The following is an 18,375-nucleotide window of genomic DNA, read 5'->3' on the forward strand; positions in this document are numbered from 1 at the left end:
GCCTCAGATGTTGAAGCTTTCGCCGCAGCCACATTCGCCACGCACGTTGGGGTTGTTGAACTTGAAGCCTTCGTTCAACCCTTCTTTAACGAAGTCGAGTTCTGTGCCATCGAGATAAACCAAGCTTTTTGGGTCGATGATCACCTTGACCCCAAAGCTCTCGAACACCTGATCTTCGCTAGCAGTCTCATCGACAAACTCCAGCACATAGGCCAAGCCTGAGCAGCCCGTGGTGCGAACAGCCAAACGGATGCCCTCACCCTTGCCACGCCCATCAAGCGAACGACGCACATGCTGAGCCGCTGCTTCGGTCATGCTGATAGCCATCGACAAACCTCCTTAGAGCAAGCCTTTCTTCTGCTTGTAGTCGCGCACGGCTGCCTTGATGGCATCTTCCGCGAGGACCGAGCAGTGAATTTTCACCGGAGGCAGGGCCAATTCTTCAGCCAGCTGGGTGTTCTTGATGGTTTCCGCTTCGTCCAGGGTCTTACCCTTCATCCACTCAGTGGCGAGGGAGCTGGAGGCAATGGCCGAACCGCAGCCATAAGTTTTGAACTTGGCGTCTTCAATGACGCCTTGCTCGTTAACCTTGATCTGCAAACGCATCACGTCACCGCAAGCCGGCGCACCGACCATGCCGGTGCCTACGCTTGGGTCTTCCGCGTCCATCTTGCCGACGTTGCGCGGGTTCTCGTAGTGGTCAATGACCTTTTCACTGTAAGCCATGCTGGTATTCCTTCCTCATCAGAGAGTCGCTCTTGCTCGGCGACTACTTAGTGCGCCGCCCACTCGATCTTGGAGATGTCGACACCGTCTTTGTACATATCCCACAGCGGCGACAATTCGCGCAGCTTGGTGACCGCCTCGCAAACCTTCTGCGCGGCGTAATCGACCTCTTCCTCAGTGGTGAAGCGGCCGAAGGTAAAGCGAATGGAACTGTGCGCCAGCTCGTCATTACGACCCAGGGCACGCAACACGTAGGACGGTTCCAGGGAAGCCGAAGTACAGGCCGAGCCCGACGAAACAGCCAGATCCTTGAGTGCCATGATCAGCGACTCACCCTCAACATAGTTGAAGCTGAGGTTGAGGTTGTGTGGCACACGAGCGCTCATGCTGCCATTGACATACAGCTCTTCCAGGCCATCAACCTGCTTAAAGAAGCGATCACGCAAAGCCAGAATGCGCTGGTTTTCCTGAGCCATTTCTTCCTTGGCAATCTGGAAAGCCTCGCCCATACCCACACACTGGTGGGTTGCCAGGGTGCCGGAGCGCATGCCGCGCTCGTGACCACCGCCGTGGGTCTGGGCTTCCAGACGCACGCGCGGCTTACGGCACACGTACAGCGCACCAACGCCCTTAGGGCCATAGGTTTTGTGTGCAGAGAACGACATCAGATCGACTTTCAGCGACTGCAGATCGATTGCCACCTTGCCGGTGGACTGCGCCGCGTCGACGTGAAAGAACACACCGCGCGAACGGGTCAACTCACCAATCGCAGCAATGTCGTTGATGGTGCCGATCTCGTTATTCACGTGCATGGCCGACACCAGAATAGTGTCATCACGCAACTCAGCCTCGATCATAGCCGGAGTAATCAGACCGTCTTCACCCGGCTCGATGTAAGTGACCTCAAAGCCTTCACGCTCAAGCTGACGCATGGTGTCGAGCACTGCTTTGTGCTCGATCTTCGAGGTGATCAGGTGCTTGCCTTTGCTCTTGTAGAAGTCAGCAATGCCTTTGATCGCCAAGTTGTTGGATTCGGTAGCACCGGAGGTCCAAACAATCTCGCGCGGGTCAGCATTGACCAGATCAGCCACCTGACGACGGGCATTCTCTACCGCTTCTTCGGCCTTCCAGCCGAACACGTGGGAGCGCGACGCCGGGTTGCCGAAATTACCGTCAACCAGCAGGCATTCGCTCATTTTTTGCGCAACACGCGGATCAACCGGCGTGGTGGCGGAATAATCGAGGTAAATCGGCAACTTCATCAATTCTCTCCTAATCAGGTATCAGGCCAGCTAGCCAGCGCCTAGCGCTCAATCGACGGCGGACGTTTCAATCTTATCTAAGTAAGGCGTACTGCCATTGCAACGGCGCTGATCCTGGCGCTGGGCAACTTCCTGTACTTCACGTCGGGTCACCAAGTCAGCGAGACTGATGCCACTGAGAAATTCATGTATCTGCTGGCTAAGGTCACACCACAGATGATGGGTTAGACAGGTATCACCCGCGTGGCAATCGCCCTGCCCCTGACAGCGCGTGGCATCGACGGACTCATTGACCGCATCGATCACCTCAGCCACCTGAATGCCCTGCATCCCGCGTGACAGCTGATAACCACCGCCAGGCCCGCGCACACTGGAAACCAGGTTGCCGCGACGCAGCTTGGCAAACAGCTGCTCCAAGTAGGACAGGGAAATGCCCTGCCGTTCGGAAATATCAGCCAGGGACACCGGCCCGCTCTGCGCATGCAGCGCCAGATCAAGCATGGCGGTGACGGCATAACGGCCTTTGGTGGTTAGTCGCATGAGGGTTACCGCGTGGTCGCAATATGCGGCGATTATGCAATTCCCGAGTATTTAAGTCAACTATAAGACCTAGCACTCTTGTCGGGATTAAGCCGCATGAGGGGCGCGCAGTTTAGCAAAAAAGCGCACCCCTGCGCCATCAAGCCGCAGGCTTGTCTGCGTCCTTGACCACACTCTCGAAATCCTCATTGCGCAGCTCAGGAAAACCCTTGGAGCAGTAATCGCTACCCAGGGACTTGAGCGCGCCACACATACCTTCTAACTGCCCATCAACCGCATGCAAGTGATCAAGCAACTGACCGATAGCGCGCGCAATCGGGTCAGGCATATCCTGGCCCACACCATACGCATCAAAGCCCAGCTTCTCAGCAATCGCCTTGCGCTTGGCCTCCTGCTCATCATCCGCCTTAACGATAATTCGCCCCGGAATACCAACCGCCGTCGCACCCGCCGGCACCTCTTTGGTCACCACGGCATTGGAGCCGATCTTGGCCCCCGCGCCGACCGTAAACGGCCCTAGCACCTTGGCTCCAGCTCCGACCACCACACCATCCTCCAGCGTCGGATGGCGCTTACCCTTGTTCCAGCTGGTGCCGCCCAACGTCACCCCCTGATAAAGGGTGACGTCATTGCCGATCTCGGCAGTTTCACCAATGACAATGCCCATGCCGTGATCGATAAAGAAGCGCCGACCGATCTTCGCACCCGGATGGATCTCGATGCCGGTCATCCAGCGCCCGAAGTTCGACACCACGCGCGCCAACCACTTCCAGCCACTACCCCACAGCGCGTGCGCCACGCGATGCAGCCAGACTGCATGCAACCCTGGATAGCAGGTGACCACCTCAAAGCTATTACGCGCCGCCGGATCACGATGAAATACGCTCTGTATATCTTCTCGCATGCGCTCAAACATCTGCTTTCTCCTGCCCAGGGTGCTCGCCACGCGCCGCCTTGATGGTTTCCGTCAAGATGCCGCGCAAGATATTCATTTCCAGCTTGCTGACCTCGCTACGCCCATACAAACGGCGCAAGCGACTCATCAAATGTCGCGGCTTGGACGGGTCGAGAAACTTAATCTCAACCAGCGCCTGCTCAAGATGGGTGTAAAACGATTCCAGCTCATCCGCCGTGACCGGCAGCGAACTCTGTATGGCCGTAGCCTCCAGCTTGAGCGTTTTAGTCGGCTGATTTTGCGCCGCCAACCAGGACATCCGCACTTCATAGGCCAACACTTGCACCGCCGCAGCCAGATTCAGCGAGCTGAATTCAGGATCAGACGGTATGTGCACGTGAAAGTGACAGCGCTGCAGCTCATCATTGGTCAGCCCGGCATACTCACGCCCAAACACCAACGCCACCTGCGCACCTTGCTGCGCCTGCTCGCACGCCGCCACGCCACACTCACGCGGATCCAGCAGTGGCCATGGGATACGCCGATCACGCGCGCTGGTACCGAGCACCAAACTACAACCCACCAGCGCCTCTTCCAGCGTGCCCACCACCTGCGCCGCATCGAGCACATCGCTTGCGCCCGAAGCCCTAGCCACCGCGTCGGCGCTCGGGAAATCCTGCGGATCAACCAGCACCAACTGCGACAGCCCCATGTTTTTCATGGCCCGCGCCGCGCCACCGATATTGCCTGGGTGACTGGTGTTGACCAAAACAACGCGAATATTTTCTAGCAACGCAAACGCTCACAGACAAGGCTTAGAGAGGCAAATCTTACAGAAGCAGCCCACCTTACGCCACGCAAGGCTCAGGTTGTACTTCAACCGCCCGGCTTTTCTGCTACAATGGCCGGCTTTCTTTAACGACCCAGGTGAACATCCATGCAGCCCATGCTGAATATCGCGCTGCGCGCAGCCCGTAGCGCCGGCGAAATGATCTTCCGCTCGACCGAACGCTTGGACGTCATCTCGGTCGACGAGAAAGAAGCCAAGGATTACGTGACCGAGCTTAATCGCTCCGCCGAGCAGCTGATCATCCAGGCACTGCGCAAGGCCTACCCGACTCACGGCATCTTCGGCAAGGAAAGCGGCCTGAGCGCAGGCAGCGGTGAAGGCGCCGACTATGTGTGGATCATCGACGCACTGGATGGCAGCGCTAATTTTATCCGCGGCATTCCGCACTACGCGGTCAGCATCGCGTGCAAATACCGTGGCCGCCTTGAACACGCAGTGGTCATAGACCCCGTACGCCAAGAAGAATTCACCACCAGCCGCGGCCGTGGCGCTGCCCTCAACGGCCGCCGCATGCGCGTTGGCAATCGCAAGGGCCTGGAAGGCGCACTGCTCGGCACCGGCTTCCCGTTCCGCGATAACCAGATGGACAACCTCGAGAACTACATCGGCATGTTCCGCAGCTTGGTTGGCCAGGCTGCCGGCCTACGCCACGGCGGGGCAGCAAGCCTGGACTTGGCCTACGTTGCCACGGGTCGCTTTGATGCATTCTGGGAGTTTGGCCTGTCCGAGTGGGACATGGCCGCCGGTGCCCTGCTGATTCAAGAAGCAGGCGGCCTGGTCAGCGATTTCAGCGGCAGCCACGAATTCCTTGAAAAAGGCCAAATCGTTGCCGGTAACACAAAGTGCTTCAAAGCAGTCCTGACGGCCATTCAGCCGCACCTGTCAGCTTCACTGAAGCGCTAACAGCCCAGGCAATAAAAAAGCGCCCTAGGGCGCTTTTTTATTGCCTGGGAATTTACTCCACCAGCACTAACTGACCATCACGCACCTGGATCCGCTGACCCGGATCATTGGCCATACGCACCTGACTGATCTTACCGTCCAGTTCGTATTTAACGTCATAGCCCACCAGTTTCTCACTGGTGTCAGTGACCGTATTACAGCGCGTTTCAGTGGTGGTGTAGGTGTCGTTTTCCTGCATATTGCCCTGCACCTTATTACCGGCATAACCACCACCTACCGCACCGGCGACCGTTGCCAACTTCTTGCCATTACCTCCGCCCACCTGATTACCCAGCAAGCCACCAACCACAGCACCAATCGCCGTACCGGCAATTTTGTGCTGATCCTTGACCGCTGCCTGACGGGTAACCGTCACGTCTTTACACACTTCACGCGGGGTTTTAATGGTTTGGTTTACCGGCTTCACTGCCAGCACTTCCGCATATTTTGGCGCAGTAACGACGTTATAAGTGGCCACCGCTCCGCCCGCCGTTACACCCACTGCACCTAACACGGCGCCGACCAACAAAGACTTATTCATACAAACCTCCTAAACTGCTGCCTAGCGCGCAATGCGCCTTAATCCTTGCCTTGGAGCATAAAAAAGCCGGGCAAGTTCAACACCCGCCCGGCCCATTCAAACTTTTGCGATGAAACCCACAGATTCAGGGGCGCTCATCGACCTCTTCTTCCACCACCGGCGGAATCAGATCATCAACCGTCAGATCGAGCCATACCAGTACCACGTTAGCGATATAGACCGACGAGTAAGTGCCCGCCGCCACACCGACAAACAACGCTACCGAGAAGGCGAACAGGTTGTCGCCGGCAAACAGCAGCAGCGCACCAATGGCCAGCAAGGTTGAGATGGACGTCGCCATGGTACGCAGCAGGGTCTGCGTGGTGGAGATGTTGATGTTCTCAATCAACGTCGCCTTACGCAGCACCCGGAAGTTCTCGCGCACCCGGTCGAACACCACAATGGTGTCGTTCAGCGAGTAGCCAATGATCGCCAACAGAGCCGCCAGCACAGTCAGGTCGAAGGTAATCTGGAAGAACGACAGAACGCCGAGCGTGACAATCACGTCGTGAACCAGCGAGATAATCGCTGCAACACCGAACTTCCACTGGAAGCGGAAGGCCAGATAGAGCATCACCCCACCCAACGCTAACAACAGGCCAAGACCGCCCTGATCGCGCAGCTCTTCACCGACCTGCGGACCGACGAACTCAACCTTCTTCACCTCAAGCTGTTCACCGGCCTGACGCAGCGCCGTGGCCACATTGTTACCCAGCTCAGGATTATTGCCCTGCATGCGCACCACCACATCAGTGGTGGCACCAAAGCTCTGCACCACAGCATCGGCATAGCCGGCACCGGCCAGCTGCTCACGAATCTTACCGAGGTCGGCCGGCTGCTCGTAACTCAACTCGATTTGCGTACCACCGGTAAAGTCCAAGCCCAGGTTCAGGCCTTTGGTAAACAGACTCGCCAGTGACAGCAGCGTCAGGACCACGGTGAGGGCGAACGCAATATTGCGCACCCCCATGAAGTTGATCGTACGTTTCATCACAGCCCCTTAAATCCACAACTTCTTAAAGTCACGCCCGCCGCATGTCAGGTTGACCATGCAACGCGTGACCAGAATGGCGGTAAACATCGATGTGATGATGCCCAGCGACAAGGTCACCGCGAAGCCTTTAACCGGTCCCGTGCCCATGGCAAACAGAATGCCGCCGACCAACAGCGTGGTCAGGTTGGCATCGACAATCGCCGAGTACGCCCGGTCAAAGCCTTCATGGATAGCGCGCTGGATCGACATACCATTGGCAATTTCCTCACGAATACGCGAGAAGATCAGCACGTTGGCGTCCACCGCCATACCCATGGTCAGCACGATACCGGCAATACCTGGCAGGGTTAGCGTGGCGCTGAGCAACGACATCAGCGCCAGCAACAGCACCATATTCAGGCCCAGCGCAATAGTCGCCAACACCCCAAAAGCACGGTAGATGGCAATGATAAACAGCGAAACAAACAGCATTGCCCACAGCGACGCATTCACGCCCTTGGTAATGTTGTCAGCACCCAGGCTCGGGCCAATGGTGCGCTCTTCTGCGAAGTACATCGGCGCAGCCAGGCCGCCAGCACGCAGCAGCAGGGCCAGCTCGGACGACTCACCCTGACCATCCAGACCAGTGATGCGGAACTGGCTACCCAGCGGCGACTGAATAGTGGCCAGGCTGATGATCCTCTTCTCTTCAACGAAGGTCTGCAGCTCGACTTCTTTCTCGACGCCATCGACCACCTGACGCACGTAGCGCGTCACCGGCTTCTGCTCGATAAAGATCACCGCCATGCTGCGCCCGACGTTGTTGCGAGTCGCGCGATTCATCAGGTCACCACCGCGACCATCCAGACGGATGTTTACCTGCGGGCTGCCATTCTCATCGAAACTGGCCTGCGCATCGGTGACTTGGTCACCCGTGATGATCAGATCACGCTCCAGCAACGCTGGTGGACGGCCTTCCTGACGGAATTCAAAACTTTCAGTTGCCGCCCTAGCAGCATCGGGCTCGGCGGCCAGACGGAATTCCAGGTTGGCCGTCTTGCCGAGAATACGCTTGGCTTCAGCAGTGTCCTGCACCCCCGGCAGTTCAACCACGATGCGGTTGGCACCCTGACGCTGAACCAGTGGCTCAGCCACACCCAGCTCATTGACCCGGTTACGCACCGTGGTCAGGTTCTGCTTGATCGAGTATTCGCGAATCTCGACCAACTTGGCCTGAGTTAGCGACAAACGCAGCACCTGCAGCTCATTACGCTGCACAGTGGTCATATCAAAATCGTTAAAGTCTTTGCGAATCAGCTGCTGAGCTTTCTCCAGCGCCGCTTCATCGACAAAACCCAGCTGAATGGCGCCATTGAGCTCAGGCAGGCTGCGATAACGCACACGCTCTTTACGCAGCAGGCTCTTGACCTCGCCCTCGTAAACCTTGCGGCGCGCATCCAGGGCTTTATCCATGTCGACTTCCATCAGGAAGTGCACACCACCGGACAAGTCCAAGCCGAGCTTCATCGGGCTACCGCCCAGGTTACGCAGCCAATCCGGTGTGGTCTGCGCCAGGTTCAAGGCCACCACAAATTCATCGCTCAACGCCTTACGCACCAGTTCTTTGGCGGGCAGTTGATCTTCAGCGCTGTTCAAACGCAGCAAACCAGCACGACCCTGATTCGCCACACTAACTGCTTTTACACTGATACCAGCCGCTTCCAGCGCACGCTTAGCACGCTCTAGGTCGGCCTGCTCGACGCGCATGGCGGAGCTGTTGCCACTGATCTGGATCGCCGGATCATCCGGGTACAAATTGGGCGCAGAATAAAGAAAGCCGATTGCCAGCACAGCCAGAATCAGCAGGTACTTCCAGAGGGGAAATTTGTTGAGCATGACGCCGCCCGTTATGACGCGGGGCGCATTAAGCGCCCCGTCGAATAGTAAAGGTGTGTGGCTTAGATCGCTTTCAGCGTGCCTTTAGGCAGCGAAGCGGCAATCGCCACTTTCTGAATCTTCAGCTCGACGGTGTCGGATACTTCGATTACCACGAAGTCATCGGAAACCTTCGACACCTTGCCAGCGATGCCGCCGCTGGTAACCACTTCGTCGCCTTTCTGCAGGCCACTGATCAGCCCTTTGTGCTCTTTCGCACGCTTGGCCTGTGGACGCCAGATCATCAGATAGAAGATGACCAGAAAGCCGACCAGAAACACCCACTCAAAACCACTACCAGCAGGACCGGCAGCCGGTGCGGCACCTTCAGCGAACGCAGCGGGAATAAAAAAGCTCATATAACACTCCTGTTAAAAGGTCTTTAAAAGGTTGGGAAATCAGTCCAGAGGCGGCGTTGGTAGCCCGCGTTTGGCATAGAAGGCATCGACAAAGGCGGCCAATGTACCCTGTTGAATAGCCTCGCGCAAACCAGCCATAAGCACCTGATAATGCCGCAAGTTATGGATTGTATTGAGCATACTACCCAGCATTTCGCCGCACTTATCCAGGTGATGCAGATAGGCGCGGGAGAAATGTTTGCAGGTGTAACAATCGCAAGTCGGATCCAGCGGCGAATTGTCCTGCTTATGGAAGGCATTGCGGATTTTCAGCACGCCCGTATCGACAAACAGGTGGCCGTTGCGCGCATTTCGGGTCGGCATTACGCAGTCGAACATGTCCACACCACGGCGCACGCCTTCAACCAGATCTTCTGGCTTGCCAACGCCCATTAGGTAGCGCGGCTTATCAGCCGGCAACTGCGCAGGCAGGTAGTCCAAGACTTTGATCATCTCGTCTTTCGGCTCACCGACTGACAACCCGCCAATCGCATAACCGTCAAAGCCGATCTGCTCCAAGCCCTCTAGAGAAACCTTGCGCAGCTCTTCATGCATACCGCCCTGAACGATGCCAAACAACGCTGCAGTATTCTCGCCATGGGCCTCTTTCGAGCGCTTGGCCCAACGCAAGGACAACTCCATCGACTTTTTGGCCACGTCAAATTCGGCCGGATACGGCGTGCACTCATCGAAAATCATCACGATGTCGGAGCCCAGGTCGCGCTGTACCTGCATTGATTCTTCCGGCCCCATAAACACCTTGGCACCATCGACCGGCGAGGCGAAGTACACGCCTTCTTCCTTGATCTTGCGCATGGCGCCGAGGCTGAACACCTGGAAGCCGCCGGAGTCGGTGAGGATCGGCCCTTGCCACTGCATAAAGTCATGCAGGTCGCCGTGCTGCTTGATCACTTCCGTGCCGGGGCGCAACCACAGGTGGAAGGTATTGCCGAGGATGATCTGTGCGCCAATCGCCTCGATATCACGCGGCAGCATGCCCTTGACCGTGCCATAGGTGCCCACGGGCATAAACGCGGGGGTTTCCACCACGCCACGCGGGAAGGTCAGCCGACCACGGCGCGCCTTGCCCTCGGTCGCCAATAATTCGAAAGACATGCGGCACGTGCGCGTCATAACTGTTCCTCTGGCCCGCGCGGTGCGGGGTTGCGGGTGATAAACATGGCATCACCGTAACTGAAAAAACGATACTTGCCGGTAATCGCCGCCTGATAAGCCGCCATGGTTTCCGGGTAACCGGCAAACGCCGACACCAGCATCAGCAGGGTCGACTCTGGCAAATGGAAGTTGGTCACCAGCGCATCGACCACATGCAGCGGCCGGCCTGGATAGATAAAGATGTCGGTGTCACCGCTGAAGGCCTTGAGCACGCCATCGCGCGCAGCACTTTCCAGCGAACGCACGCTGGTGGTGCCAACGGCAATCACCCGACCGCCACGCGCGCGGCAGGCAGCCACAGCATCAACCACATCCTGGCCGACCTCCAGCCACTCGGTGTGCATATGGTGGTCTTCGATGCGCTCAACCCGCACCGGCTGAAACGTCCCCGCCCCTACATGCAGCGTGACAAAGGCGCGCTCAACGCCCTTCTCGGCAATCGCTGCCAACAGCGCCTGATCAAAATGCAGCCCTGCGGTCGGCGCAGCCACGGCACCGGCACGGTCGGCATACACCGTCTGATAACGCTCACGATCAGCCTGCTCATCCGGGCGATCGATATAAGGCGGCAACGGCATATGCCCGACCCGTTCCAGCAGCGGCAGCACTTCTTCGCTGAAACGCAGCTCGAACAAGGCATCGTGACGGGCAACCATTTCAGCCTCGCCACCACCGTCAATCAGAATGGTCGAACCGGGCTTGGGCGACTTGCTCGAACGCACATGGGCCAGCACACGATGACTGTCCAGCACCCGCTCGACCAAGACCTCCAGCTTGCCGCCCGAAGCCTTCTGCCCGAACAGCCGCGCCGGAATCACCCGCGTGTTGTTAAACACCATCAAATCGCCGGGACGAAGATAATCCAACAGGTCGCTGAACTGTTTGTGCGCCAACTCCCCCGTCGGCCCATCGAGCACCAGCAAGCGGCTGGCACGGCGTTCGGCAAGAGGATGGCGGGCAATCAGAGCGTCTGGCAGCTCGAAATTGAAATCGGCAACACGCATGGCTAGAGAGGGTCATCTTGAAGGGCGGCAAAGCTTACCGGAAATCGCACATTCTGAACACGCAATGCATTGACCAATGCAAATACCATCTCTATACTCCGCCGCCATTGTGCCCCGGTGGCGGAACCGGTAGACGCGGCGGATTCAAAATCCGTTTTCGAAAGAAGTGGGAGTTCGAGTCTCCCCCGGGGCACCATACAAACATCTCAGGACGCACCGAAACGACCTGAAACCCTAGAGAACCGGCCACTTGAGCCGGTTTTTTATTGCCCGCAGTTCCCTACCGTTACCTTGTAAGCCCACTGGATTGTGAGTAGATTTGTGAGTAGATCGAGTTTGGTCGATAAATCTACTCACACCTGAGCCGCCAAACGCCGCCCGGCATGGCTCACACGGGGGCACCATGCCGCTGACCGATTCCGCAATCAAAACAGCCAAGCCCAAGGACAAGCTGTATCGCTTAGCCGACAGCAACGGCCTGTGCTTAGAGGTCGCCCCAACCGGCTCCAAGCTGTGGCGCTACCGCTACCGCTTCAACGGCAAAGCTAAAATGCTTTCCTTGGGTGCCTACCCTGCCGTGCCTTTGGCCGCCGCCCGCCGCAAGCGTGATGACGCCCGCTTACTGCTGGACGAAGGCACCGACCCAGGCGCAGAACGCCAAGCCACTAAACAGGCGCAAGCACTTGAGGCGCAGACATTCGAGGAACTGGCGCGTGAGTGGCACGCTTACCGCTCGCCACGCTGGGCAAAGTCCACAGCCGACAAGGCCGCTGCTTACTTGGAGTCTGATTTACTGCCCGCCCTTGGCCACCGCCCCGTCAAGGCCATTACCCGCCCTGAGCTGGTAGCACTAATCCGCAAGATCGAATCACGCGGGGCGCACAACGTCGCCAAGAAAACCCGCCAATGGCTAAGTCAGATTTTCCGCTTTGGCCTGGCACAAGGGTCGGTAGAGGCAAACCCGGCAACTGACTTGGACGTGATCGCAGCTCACGCACCAGCAACGCGGCACCATCCGCACGTCACCTGTGCAGAGTTACCCGAACTGCTGAGCAAGATCGAAGCAGCCAACATCAATACCCTGACCCGCCACGCCATCCGCCTGCTGGTGCTGACGGCTGTGCGCCCTGGTGAATTGCGCGCCGCCCCCTGGGCCGAGTTCGACCTTGAGGCCGCAACCTGGACGATTCCGAAAGAGCGCATGAAAGCCCGACGCGACCACTCAGTACCACTGCCACGCCAGGCCGTTACCATCCTGCGCCAGCTTCAAGAAGTCACCGGGGGTTATGCATTGGTATTTGCCGGGCGCAACAACACCAACCGCCCAATGAGTGAAAACACCATCAACAAGGCATTGGCCGACGCCGGCTATAAAGACAGGCAAACCGGCCACGGCTTCCGCCACTTGCTGAGCACAGAGTTAAACGGACGCGGCTACAACCGCGACTGGATCGAGCGCCAGCTTGCTCACGGCGATGACGACGAGATGCGCGACACTTACAACCACGCCGCCTACCTGGAGCAGCGCCGGGAAATGATGCAAGCGTGGGCCGATTCGATAGACGCCCTGTGCGCAGGCCAAAACTCAAAAATTCAGCTTCTGAGAGCGTCATAGATGCCGTGTGCATACTTTAGATACATCAACCTTCTAGAAGTCTACGAACAGCTGGAGGGGTACACGTTTTACAGTGGGCCTGATCTATCAAATATTCAATATCAGTTTGGAGAATCTCTATCCTGGTGCCTTGAGGAGCTTTCCAATGCCGCGTTCAACGAATGCGAAGAGGATGCGTGGAAGACTTTTCCAGCAATTGAAGTAGCAACCGCAGTTGGGTCTGTAATAGAGGCGAGCTTGGAGCGAATTGCTAAGGTCGCGGAAATCAGTATCCCGAGTCGTAGAGCCTCCGCTAGGACAGCGATTTTCAAACTGGCGACGCTATCCATCCATGCTTCGTTCGGAGACTTTGACTACTGGCAAAAAATAAGCCTGATGGTTTATCAGTACGACCTCTTATGCTGGCTTTATAGCAAAAATAAAATCGAAGAAGCCTTTGAGGTGTGCGAGCTAATACTAAAAACTCGCGGTGATCTGCAGTCCGACTTCACCCTAAGCCTTACCTCCGCAAAACAAAGTGAGATCGCGAGCGAGCGGGCAAAAAAACGTCATGCCCCGACGAACAAAGTGAAAACCGACCTTATGTCAGAGTGGGATAATACCTCCAACGAATACAAAGGCCGCGCCGACTTTGCCCGAATTATCGGCAAGCGGGACGGAATCAAGGAGCGCACCCTGTACGAATGGATAGCCGCGCATGAAAAATCTAAAGCCTGACCCTTACGGTCTGCTCGCAAACTGTACGGCCTGCGCGCAGACCGGACTGTAAGAGCCAAACTCTGTTGTATGTAATGCCAATCGTGTTCAACAAAGCCCGAGAGGCACACGACAATGGCCGCACACACCAATCCCGCCCAACTCCCCCGCCGCTTTATCAAACTGCCCAAGGTGAAGGACTACACCAGCCTTTCCACCTCCGAGATTTACCGCCGCATTGCCGCCGGCACCTTTCCCGCCCAAGTGAACCTTGGCCCCAAGTCTGTTGCCTGGATCGAAGCAGAGGTATTGGCCTGGTGTGATTCGTTGGCCGCACAGCGCAAGGTGGCCTAAATGAAAAAGGCCAGCCACCCAATACATGCAGAAGCCAGCCCGTCGCACGGCCAGAATATCACCAGCCCCGCCGAACTGCTGAGCACAGCACCCAGCAAGATTGCTCGCGTCCTGGTCTACGTTCGCCACTTCGACACGCTCAACAGATTTGAGGCGGCCCGCAAGGTCGGGGACACCTGCCTTAACTCGACTATCCCGGCCTTAGAAAGCCAATACGGGCTGACCTTCGAGCACATGCCGGAAAAGGCCGCGAACCACTGGGGCGAACCCTGCGACGTAACGCGCTACCGCTTACCGTTAAGCCAGCATGAGCAGGCAGACAAGGTGATCACCATGATGTTTGCCCGCAAGGGCAAGAAGGTGGCCGCATGACAGCGCCCAATAAAAAACGCGGGGTATCGGCTAGCAACCGTTACACCCGCGTTACTGGATCAACCGTGAAGGGTTCCAGATTCCTGCCGACCGTAGCCGGTGACGCCGCCTATGCTGCCACGTCTTCGGGCTTGTGCGTCTTCAACCAGTCCGACAGGGCCGCGTTTAAGCGGGCCTGCCAGCCGGGGCCGGATGCCCGAAAGGCGGCCAGCACCTCGGCGTCATACCGCACGCTAACCAGCTCTTTGCGCGCCGCCGCAACCGGACGCCCGCGCTTGGGCTTGAGCATGGCCGCCGCTTGCTCAGCGCCGAACAACTCGCCCAGCACATCGCTGGCCCGCTCTGCCTTGGCGAACTCTGCCGCACCCCATACGGGGTTATCGGTGCGCGCCTGTTCAGACCTGACTTTGCTCATAGCCTGTTACCTCCCGCTTGTTTGCCTTGCGCAAGCTGATGACGTGAACCGCACCCGGGCGCGGCGTGAACACCAGCATGTAAAGCCGATCACCGATAAAGCCCAGCGCCTGAAAGCGTCTTTCGCCGTAGTCGTTTCGCTGATCCTCAAGCACCAAGGCCGCCGACCAATCGAAGGCGCGCACCAGCTCGAAAGACAACCCACGCTCGGCTGTGTTGCGCTCGCATTTGGCGGGATCGTAGGTGATTTGCATGGATTTATTGTAGCTACACTAATTCAGCCTGACAACGCCCAAGCATTCCCCACCATTGCCAAGCTGGCGCATCGGCGTTATCGTGCGACCGTCGCTGCATATTCAGTGACCGGGTTTGGCGACCCGAGCAACTTGGCGCACAAGCGCCCCATCCGAAAGCAGGCGCTTTTTTTGTGCCCGCAACTTCGCGTTATGGCGGCTGTGCGTGGGATACCTTCGGGTATGCCGGGTTCCAAGTTCCCGGTTCGCCAACCTGCGCACAGCTGCCACCCTAAATCGTTTGGCGACGATCCGTGGCAGCTCCAACCCAAACTTGGAGCTGTACCCATGAAACACGCCCGCAATCCGTCCGCACCGCACGCCGCAGCCTTTCGAGCCATGGCACTTGCCGCCCTACGCGCTGATTCATCCCTGTCCGTGCGCCTTACCCGCTACAACCACCACATGGCCCGTGCCCGCGCACTGGAAGCTGCCGGGGGTGCTGAATGAGCATGCCAAAGCAAGACGCCACTCAGGTGATACGTGCCGCGCTGAATGGTGAGGCGTGCGCCGCTGCTGACGATCTAACACCCAAGCGAGGCAAGCCCGGTCAGCGCTGGATATTCCACTACGACACGTTCGGAGCAGTGCGCTTCACTCCGATAGCGCCGAATGCTTGCGTTATGACTGTTGCGCAGATGCTGGAATCACTCGCCGGCCCCGACCTGCACGCAAGTACCGACGAGCTACGCGCCTGCGCCGAAGCTATCGCCGTGACCCTGCGCCGCCGAGCCGAGTACCAAGCCGCCACAACGGCCAAGGAGTAACCCATGCAAATTCAAAACGGTGCATTTGCGCCGACGGGATCGGCTTGCCTGGAGAAAGCCCACGCCCTGCTGCTGGCGCTGCAACCGCTAGGCGCTGACCTGGTGCTAATGGCTGCTATCGAGGTGCTGCTATGGACGGTGTAATCGCTTTTCGTGACGCCATGCAAAACACGTTCGGCCTGCTTGATTGGCTACCCATTGCCGACGGCAGCATTCAACGCTTCCACGTTCCGGGCGACAAGGCCGGCACCCTTAACGGCTGGTATGTGCTGTACCAGGATGGCATCGCCTCCGGTGCGTTCGGCAGCTGGAAGGCCGGCAGCGCATACACCTGGTGTAGCCGTGAGCCGGTGGACGCCAAGGAAGCCGAGCAGGTGCGCCAGCGCATCGAGCAGGCACGCCGGCAACGGGAAGCCGAGCAGAACCAGCGCCAACAGGCCGCCGCTGAATATGGCAACCGCCTTTGGCGTGACGCCCGCCGCGCTGATCCCGATCACCCGTACCTAGTCGCAAAAGGGGCGCGCCCTTACACCCTACGCCAGCACGACGGCGTGCTGTTGATACCGCTGGTGCGTGACGACCAACTGGTGAACCTGCAACGCATCAAGCCCGATGGCAGCAAACGCTTCCTGTTTGGCGGCATGGTTAAGGGCTGCTATTCGCCGCTGGGAATCATCACGCCAGGCCAACCGCTATACATCTGCGAAGGCTGGGCAACCGGGGCAACGATCCACGCCGACACCGGGGCCGCTGTGGCCTGTGCGATGAATGCCGGCAACCTCAGGCCAGCGGCGCTGGCGCTGCGAGAGAAGCACCCGCACGCCTCAATCATCATCGCGGGCGACGACGACCGCCAGACCGAGGGCAACCCAGGGCGTACAGCTGCCAATGCCGCCGCTGTGGCAGTGGGCGGGCTGGTGGTCTTCCCGCTGTGGCCGCAAGACGCCCCCGCAGACCTAACCGACTTTAACGACCTCGCCAACTGGAGGGCCGCCCAATGAGCGCCGCCGAACCGACCTTATCCCTGGTGCCTTCGCCATCGTCGCCAACCATCACGCCCGAGCGGCCATGCTGGGGCGTGTATGAACACTGGGTCACGAATGAGGCGGGCCGCAAGCTACGCCCAGGCGTTTACTGGCACGGCTTCAAGCGTGCCGCCGTGGGTGATGACGACAGCGAAGAAACCACCCGCCCCATCACTGACGACTGGCTGGCCACACCCGTGATCGTGACCGCGCGCACCACCAACAGCGACGACGGCAGCGAGGGCCGGTTGCTGCGCCTGCTGACCAACAGCGGGACCAAGGAATGGATCATTCCAATGGAGGTGTTCGGCGGGAGCGGTGAAGACGCACGCCGCGCCCTGTTCGGCATGGGGGCCATCATCGCCCCACGCAAGCGAGGTTTGTTCATGGAGTACCTGCTGGAGCAGCGCCCCGAGCAAACCATTATCACCACGGCGCGGCCAGGCTGGCACGCTTCCGGGGCATTCGTGCTGCCCCAGCGCACCATTGGCAGCGACACCGTGCGTTATCAGGCCGGCGCACGCAGCATCAACCTGTACAGCACCAGCGGCACGCTTGAGCAATGGCAAACCGAGGTAGCCGCCAAGTGCGCGGGCAATCCGGTACTGACCTTGGCCATTGGCTGTGCACTGGCCGGGCCGCTGCTGAGCCTAGTAGGGGTGGTCGGCGGCGGCGTTCACCTGGTGGGCGACAGCTCCAGCGGTAAGTCCCTGGCGCAGTTGGTGGGATCGTCGGTGTGGGGTGATCCCGGTGTGTTTGCTGCCAGCTGGGATATGAGCAAGGGCGGGCTGGAGATTGAAGCGGCCAGCCGTAATGACACCATCCTGCCGCTGGACGAAATCAAACGTGCTGACCCCAAGCAGGTGCAGGCCATGGCCTACTCCCTCGCCAACGGCCAGGGCAAAGGCACCATGACCCGCGAGCGTGAAGGCCGCCCCAAGCTGACGTGGCGGCTGTTGGCGCTGTCCAGTGGTGAGCGTTCACTGTCTGAGCACGCCGCTATATCCGGCAACGCTGCCCATGCGGGTGCTGAGTTGCGCATGGTGGACGTGAACGCCGGCACTCGCACACACCGCGCCTTTGACCAATTGCACGGGCTGGAGGGTGCCGACTTTCACCGCCTGCTGACCGTCGCCGTCGCTCACCAGCACGGCCACTTAGGCCCGGCCTTTGTCGAGCGACTGCTAGCCGCTGACGATCTTCCCGGCCTGCTGCAAGACTTCGCCCGGGTGCGCGGCCAGTTCGTGGAAGACAACGCCCAAGCCGGGCGCGTGGCGGATCGCTTCGCCGTGATCGCCCTGGCCGGTGAAATGGCCATCGCCTACGGCCTGCTGCCATGGCCCCAGGGTAGCGCCCTGGCTGATTGCCAGTTGCTGTATGGCGAGTGGTTGAGCCGAGTCGGCAGCGGCAATGCCGAGGATCGCCAGATACTGGCCGGTGTTCTCGACTTTATTGACAAGCACGGCAGTAGCCGCTTTTCAGACGTGGATGACCACGCGCCTGACGCCAAGGTGTTCAATCGCGCCGGTTACTGGGAGTTGATTGGCTCCAAGCGGCT

General features: G+C 58.7%; 24 protein-coding genes and 1 tRNA gene. 11 read left to right on the forward strand and 14 right to left on the reverse strand.

Going from position 1 to position 18,375, the window contains the following annotated elements; all coding sequences use genetic code 11:
• Positions 1–3: 3 nt before the first annotated feature.
• The 6 genes from iscA to trmJ all read right to left on the reverse strand — a co-directional run bounded on the left by iscA (position 4) and on the right by trmJ (position 4,216).
• Positions 4–327 (reverse strand): iron-sulfur cluster assembly protein IscA, encoded by a 324-nt coding sequence (iscA, locus tag N1078_RS04330; RefSeq protein WP_274086969.1) that lies wholly within the window; start codon positions 325–327, stop codon positions 4–6.
• 12 nt (positions 328–339) lie between these two features.
• On the reverse strand, positions 340–726 hold the full coding sequence (gene iscU / locus N1078_RS04335; protein ID WP_090239371.1) for a Fe-S cluster assembly scaffold IscU: 387 nt from the start codon (positions 724–726) through the stop codon (positions 340–342).
• Positions 727–773: 47 nt separating this feature from the next.
• On the reverse strand, positions 774–1,988 hold the full coding sequence (locus N1078_RS04340) for an IscS subfamily cysteine desulfurase (RefSeq protein ID WP_274086970.1): 1,215 nt from the start codon (positions 1,986–1,988) through the stop codon (positions 774–776).
• A gap of 48 nt (positions 1,989–2,036) precedes the next feature.
• Positions 2,037–2,528, reverse strand: coding sequence for a Fe-S cluster assembly transcriptional regulator IscR (gene iscR, locus N1078_RS04345; RefSeq protein ID WP_274086971.1), 492 nt, complete (start codon positions 2,526–2,528; stop codon positions 2,037–2,039).
• 139 nt (positions 2,529–2,667) lie between these two features.
• Positions 2,668–3,444 (reverse strand): serine O-acetyltransferase, encoded by a 777-nt coding sequence (cysE, locus tag N1078_RS04350; RefSeq protein WP_274086972.1) that lies wholly within the window; start codon positions 3,442–3,444, stop codon positions 2,668–2,670.
• Complete coding sequence (trmJ, locus tag N1078_RS04355) at positions 3,437–4,216, reverse strand: tRNA (cytosine(32)/uridine(32)-2'-O)-methyltransferase TrmJ (protein WP_274086973.1); 780 nt, start codon at positions 4,214–4,216, stop codon at positions 3,437–3,439. Before trmJ ends, cysE begins: the two co-directional genes overlap by 8 nt.
• A 144-nt stretch (positions 4,217–4,360) precedes the next feature.
• On the opposite strand from trmJ, the gene suhB reads away from it, so the two are divergent.
• Positions 4,361–5,176 carry a type III secretion system regulator SuhB gene (gene suhB, locus N1078_RS04360; RefSeq protein WP_274086974.1) on the forward strand — a complete coding sequence of 272 codons (816 nt, stop codon included), beginning with the start codon at positions 4,361–4,363 and terminating at the stop codon, positions 5,174–5,176.
• A gap of 52 nt (positions 5,177–5,228) precedes the next feature.
• Here suhB and N1078_RS04365 read toward each other — a convergent pair whose 3' ends face one another.
• The 6 genes from N1078_RS04365 to queA all read right to left on the reverse strand — a co-directional run bounded on the left by N1078_RS04365 (position 5,229) and on the right by queA (position 11,281).
• Positions 5,229–5,756 (reverse strand): glycine zipper 2TM domain-containing protein, encoded by a 528-nt coding sequence (locus N1078_RS04365; protein ID WP_274086975.1) that lies wholly within the window; start codon positions 5,754–5,756, stop codon positions 5,229–5,231.
• A gap of 124 nt (positions 5,757–5,880) precedes the next feature.
• Positions 5,881–6,786 (reverse strand): protein translocase subunit SecF, encoded by a 906-nt coding sequence (secF, locus tag N1078_RS04370; RefSeq protein ID WP_274086976.1) that lies wholly within the window; start codon positions 6,784–6,786, stop codon positions 5,881–5,883.
• Positions 6,787–6,795: 9 nt separating this feature from the next.
• Positions 6,796–8,664: a protein translocase subunit SecD gene (secD, locus tag N1078_RS04375; protein WP_274086977.1), complete on the reverse strand. Its 1,869-nt coding sequence runs from the start codon at positions 8,662–8,664 to the stop codon at positions 6,796–6,798.
• A 62-nt stretch (positions 8,665–8,726) separates the two neighbouring features.
• A complete protein-coding gene (yajC, locus tag N1078_RS04380; RefSeq protein ID WP_090248652.1) occupies positions 8,727–9,062 on the reverse strand; it encodes a preprotein translocase subunit YajC in 336 nt (111 codons plus the stop codon).
• 39 nt (positions 9,063–9,101) lie between these two features.
• A complete protein-coding gene (tgt, locus tag N1078_RS04385; protein WP_274087003.1) occupies positions 9,102–10,217 on the reverse strand; it encodes a tRNA guanosine(34) transglycosylase Tgt in 1,116 nt (371 codons plus the stop codon).
• A 14-nt stretch (positions 10,218–10,231) separates the two neighbouring features.
• Positions 10,232–11,281, reverse strand: coding sequence for a tRNA preQ1(34) S-adenosylmethionine ribosyltransferase-isomerase QueA (gene queA, locus N1078_RS04390; RefSeq protein ID WP_274086978.1), 1,050 nt, complete (start codon positions 11,279–11,281; stop codon positions 10,232–10,234).
• Positions 11,282–11,392: 111 nt separating this feature from the next.
• Here queA and N1078_RS04395 point away from each other — a divergent pair.
• The 5 genes from N1078_RS04395 to N1078_RS04415 all read left to right on the forward strand — a co-directional run bounded on the left by N1078_RS04395 (position 11,393) and on the right by N1078_RS04415 (position 14,318).
• A tRNA-Leu gene (locus tag N1078_RS04395) sits at positions 11,393–11,477 on the forward strand.
• Between the two features lie 207 nt (positions 11,478–11,684).
• On the forward strand, positions 11,685–12,896 hold the full coding sequence (locus N1078_RS04400) for a tyrosine-type recombinase/integrase (protein ID WP_274086979.1): 1,212 nt from the start codon (positions 11,685–11,687) through the stop codon (positions 12,894–12,896).
• Complete coding sequence (locus tag N1078_RS04405; RefSeq protein ID WP_274086980.1) at positions 12,897–13,613, forward strand: hypothetical protein; 717 nt, start codon at positions 12,897–12,899, stop codon at positions 13,611–13,613.
• 114 nt (positions 13,614–13,727) lie between these two features.
• Positions 13,728–13,946: a helix-turn-helix transcriptional regulator gene (locus tag N1078_RS04410; protein ID WP_274086981.1), complete on the forward strand. Its 219-nt coding sequence runs from the start codon at positions 13,728–13,730 to the stop codon at positions 13,944–13,946.
• Positions 13,947–14,318 carry a hypothetical protein gene (locus N1078_RS04415; RefSeq protein WP_274086982.1) on the forward strand — a complete coding sequence of 124 codons (372 nt, stop codon included), beginning with the start codon at positions 13,947–13,949 and terminating at the stop codon, positions 14,316–14,318.
• Between the two features lie 109 nt (positions 14,319–14,427).
• Here N1078_RS04415 and N1078_RS04420 read toward each other — a convergent pair whose 3' ends face one another.
• A complete protein-coding gene (locus N1078_RS04420) occupies positions 14,428–14,733 on the reverse strand; it encodes a BrnA antitoxin family protein (protein WP_274086983.1) in 306 nt (101 codons plus the stop codon).
• Positions 14,714–14,986, reverse strand: coding sequence for a BrnT family toxin (locus N1078_RS04425; protein ID WP_274086984.1), 273 nt, complete (start codon positions 14,984–14,986; stop codon positions 14,714–14,716). The genes N1078_RS04420 and N1078_RS04425 overlap by 20 nt, the downstream gene beginning before the upstream one ends.
• A 327-nt stretch (positions 14,987–15,313) precedes the next feature.
• On the opposite strand from N1078_RS04425, the gene N1078_RS04430 reads away from it, so the two are divergent.
• From N1078_RS04430 to N1078_RS04450, 5 genes are all read left to right on the forward strand, one after another.
• Positions 15,314–15,475, forward strand: coding sequence for a hypothetical protein (locus tag N1078_RS04430; protein WP_274086985.1), 162 nt, complete (start codon positions 15,314–15,316; stop codon positions 15,473–15,475).
• A complete protein-coding gene (locus N1078_RS04435; RefSeq protein ID WP_274086986.1) occupies positions 15,472–15,792 on the forward strand; it encodes a hypothetical protein in 321 nt (106 codons plus the stop codon). Before N1078_RS04430 ends, N1078_RS04435 begins: the two co-directional genes overlap by 4 nt.
• Positions 15,793–15,795: 3 nt before the next feature.
• Positions 15,796–15,936, forward strand: coding sequence for a hypothetical protein (locus tag N1078_RS04440; RefSeq protein WP_274086987.1), 141 nt, complete (start codon positions 15,796–15,798; stop codon positions 15,934–15,936).
• A complete protein-coding gene (locus N1078_RS04445) occupies positions 15,924–16,793 on the forward strand; it encodes a toprim domain-containing protein (protein WP_274086988.1) in 870 nt (289 codons plus the stop codon). Before N1078_RS04440 ends, N1078_RS04445 begins: the two co-directional genes overlap by 13 nt.
• A partial coding sequence (locus N1078_RS04450) for a DUF927 domain-containing protein (RefSeq protein WP_274086989.1) occupies positions 16,790–18,375 on the forward strand: 1,586 nt, incomplete at its 3' end. The genes N1078_RS04445 and N1078_RS04450, both read left to right, overlap by 4 nt.

Source organism: Pseudomonas sp. MIL19 (assembly GCF_028680365.1).
GTDB classification, from domain to species: Bacteria; Pseudomonadota; Gammaproteobacteria; order Pseudomonadales; family Pseudomonadaceae; genus Aquipseudomonas; species Aquipseudomonas spirodelae.

What these genes read in the sequence shown, in the direction of transcription:
- iscA (WP_274086969.1), bottom strand. Translation starts at nt 327, where the DNA reads ATGGCTATCAGCATGACCGAAGCAGCGGCTCAGCATGTGCGTCGTTCG.
- iscU (WP_090239371.1), bottom strand. Translation starts at nt 726, where the DNA reads ATGGCTTACAGTGAAAAGGTCATTGACCACTACGAGAACCCGCGCAAC.
- N1078_RS04340 (WP_274086970.1), bottom strand. Translation starts at nt 1,988, where the DNA reads ATGAAGTTGCCGATTTACCTCGATTATTCCGCCACCACGCCGGTTGAT.
- iscR (WP_274086971.1), bottom strand. Translation starts at nt 2,528, where the DNA reads ATGCGACTAACCACCAAAGGCCGTTATGCCGTCACCGCCATGCTTGAT.
- cysE (WP_274086972.1), bottom strand. Translation starts at nt 3,444, where the DNA reads ATGTTTGAGCGCATGCGAGAAGATATACAGAGCGTATTTCATCGTGAT.
- suhB (WP_274086974.1), top strand. Translation starts at nt 4,361, where the DNA reads ATGCAGCCCATGCTGAATATCGCGCTGCGCGCAGCCCGTAGCGCCGGC.
- N1078_RS04365 (WP_274086975.1), bottom strand. Translation starts at nt 5,756, where the DNA reads ATGAATAAGTCTTTGTTGGTCGGCGCCGTGTTAGGTGCAGTGGGTGTA.
- secF (WP_274086976.1), bottom strand. Translation starts at nt 6,786, where the DNA reads ATGAAACGTACGATCAACTTCATGGGGGTGCGCAATATTGCGTTCGCC.
- secD (WP_274086977.1), bottom strand. Translation starts at nt 8,664, where the DNA reads ATGCTCAACAAATTTCCCCTCTGGAAGTACCTGCTGATTCTGGCTGTG.
- yajC (WP_090248652.1), bottom strand. Translation starts at nt 9,062, where the DNA reads ATGAGCTTTTTTATTCCCGCTGCGTTCGCTGAAGGTGCCGCACCGGCT.
- tgt (WP_274087003.1), bottom strand. Translation starts at nt 10,217, where the DNA reads ATGTCTTTCGAATTATTGGCGACCGAGGGCAAGGCGCGCCGTGGTCGG.
- queA (WP_274086978.1), bottom strand. Translation starts at nt 11,281, where the DNA reads ATGCGTGTTGCCGATTTCAATTTCGAGCTGCCAGACGCTCTGATTGCC.
- N1078_RS04400 (WP_274086979.1), top strand. Translation starts at nt 11,685, where the DNA reads ATGCCGCTGACCGATTCCGCAATCAAAACAGCCAAGCCCAAGGACAAG.
- N1078_RS04405 (WP_274086980.1), top strand. Translation starts at nt 12,897, where the DNA reads ATGCCGTGTGCATACTTTAGATACATCAACCTTCTAGAAGTCTACGAA.
- N1078_RS04410 (WP_274086981.1), top strand. Translation starts at nt 13,728, where the DNA reads ATGGCCGCACACACCAATCCCGCCCAACTCCCCCGCCGCTTTATCAAA.
- N1078_RS04415 (WP_274086982.1), top strand. Translation starts at nt 13,947, where the DNA reads ATGAAAAAGGCCAGCCACCCAATACATGCAGAAGCCAGCCCGTCGCAC.
- N1078_RS04420 (WP_274086983.1), bottom strand. Translation starts at nt 14,733, where the DNA reads ATGAGCAAAGTCAGGTCTGAACAGGCGCGCACCGATAACCCCGTATGG.
- N1078_RS04425 (WP_274086984.1), bottom strand. Translation starts at nt 14,986, where the DNA reads ATGCAAATCACCTACGATCCCGCCAAATGCGAGCGCAACACAGCCGAG.
- N1078_RS04430 (WP_274086985.1), top strand. Translation starts at nt 15,314, where the DNA reads ATGAAACACGCCCGCAATCCGTCCGCACCGCACGCCGCAGCCTTTCGA.
- N1078_RS04435 (WP_274086986.1), top strand. Translation starts at nt 15,472, where the DNA reads ATGAGCATGCCAAAGCAAGACGCCACTCAGGTGATACGTGCCGCGCTG.
- N1078_RS04440 (WP_274086987.1), top strand. Translation starts at nt 15,796, where the DNA reads ATGCAAATTCAAAACGGTGCATTTGCGCCGACGGGATCGGCTTGCCTG.
- N1078_RS04445 (WP_274086988.1), top strand. Translation starts at nt 15,924, where the DNA reads ATGGACGGTGTAATCGCTTTTCGTGACGCCATGCAAAACACGTTCGGC.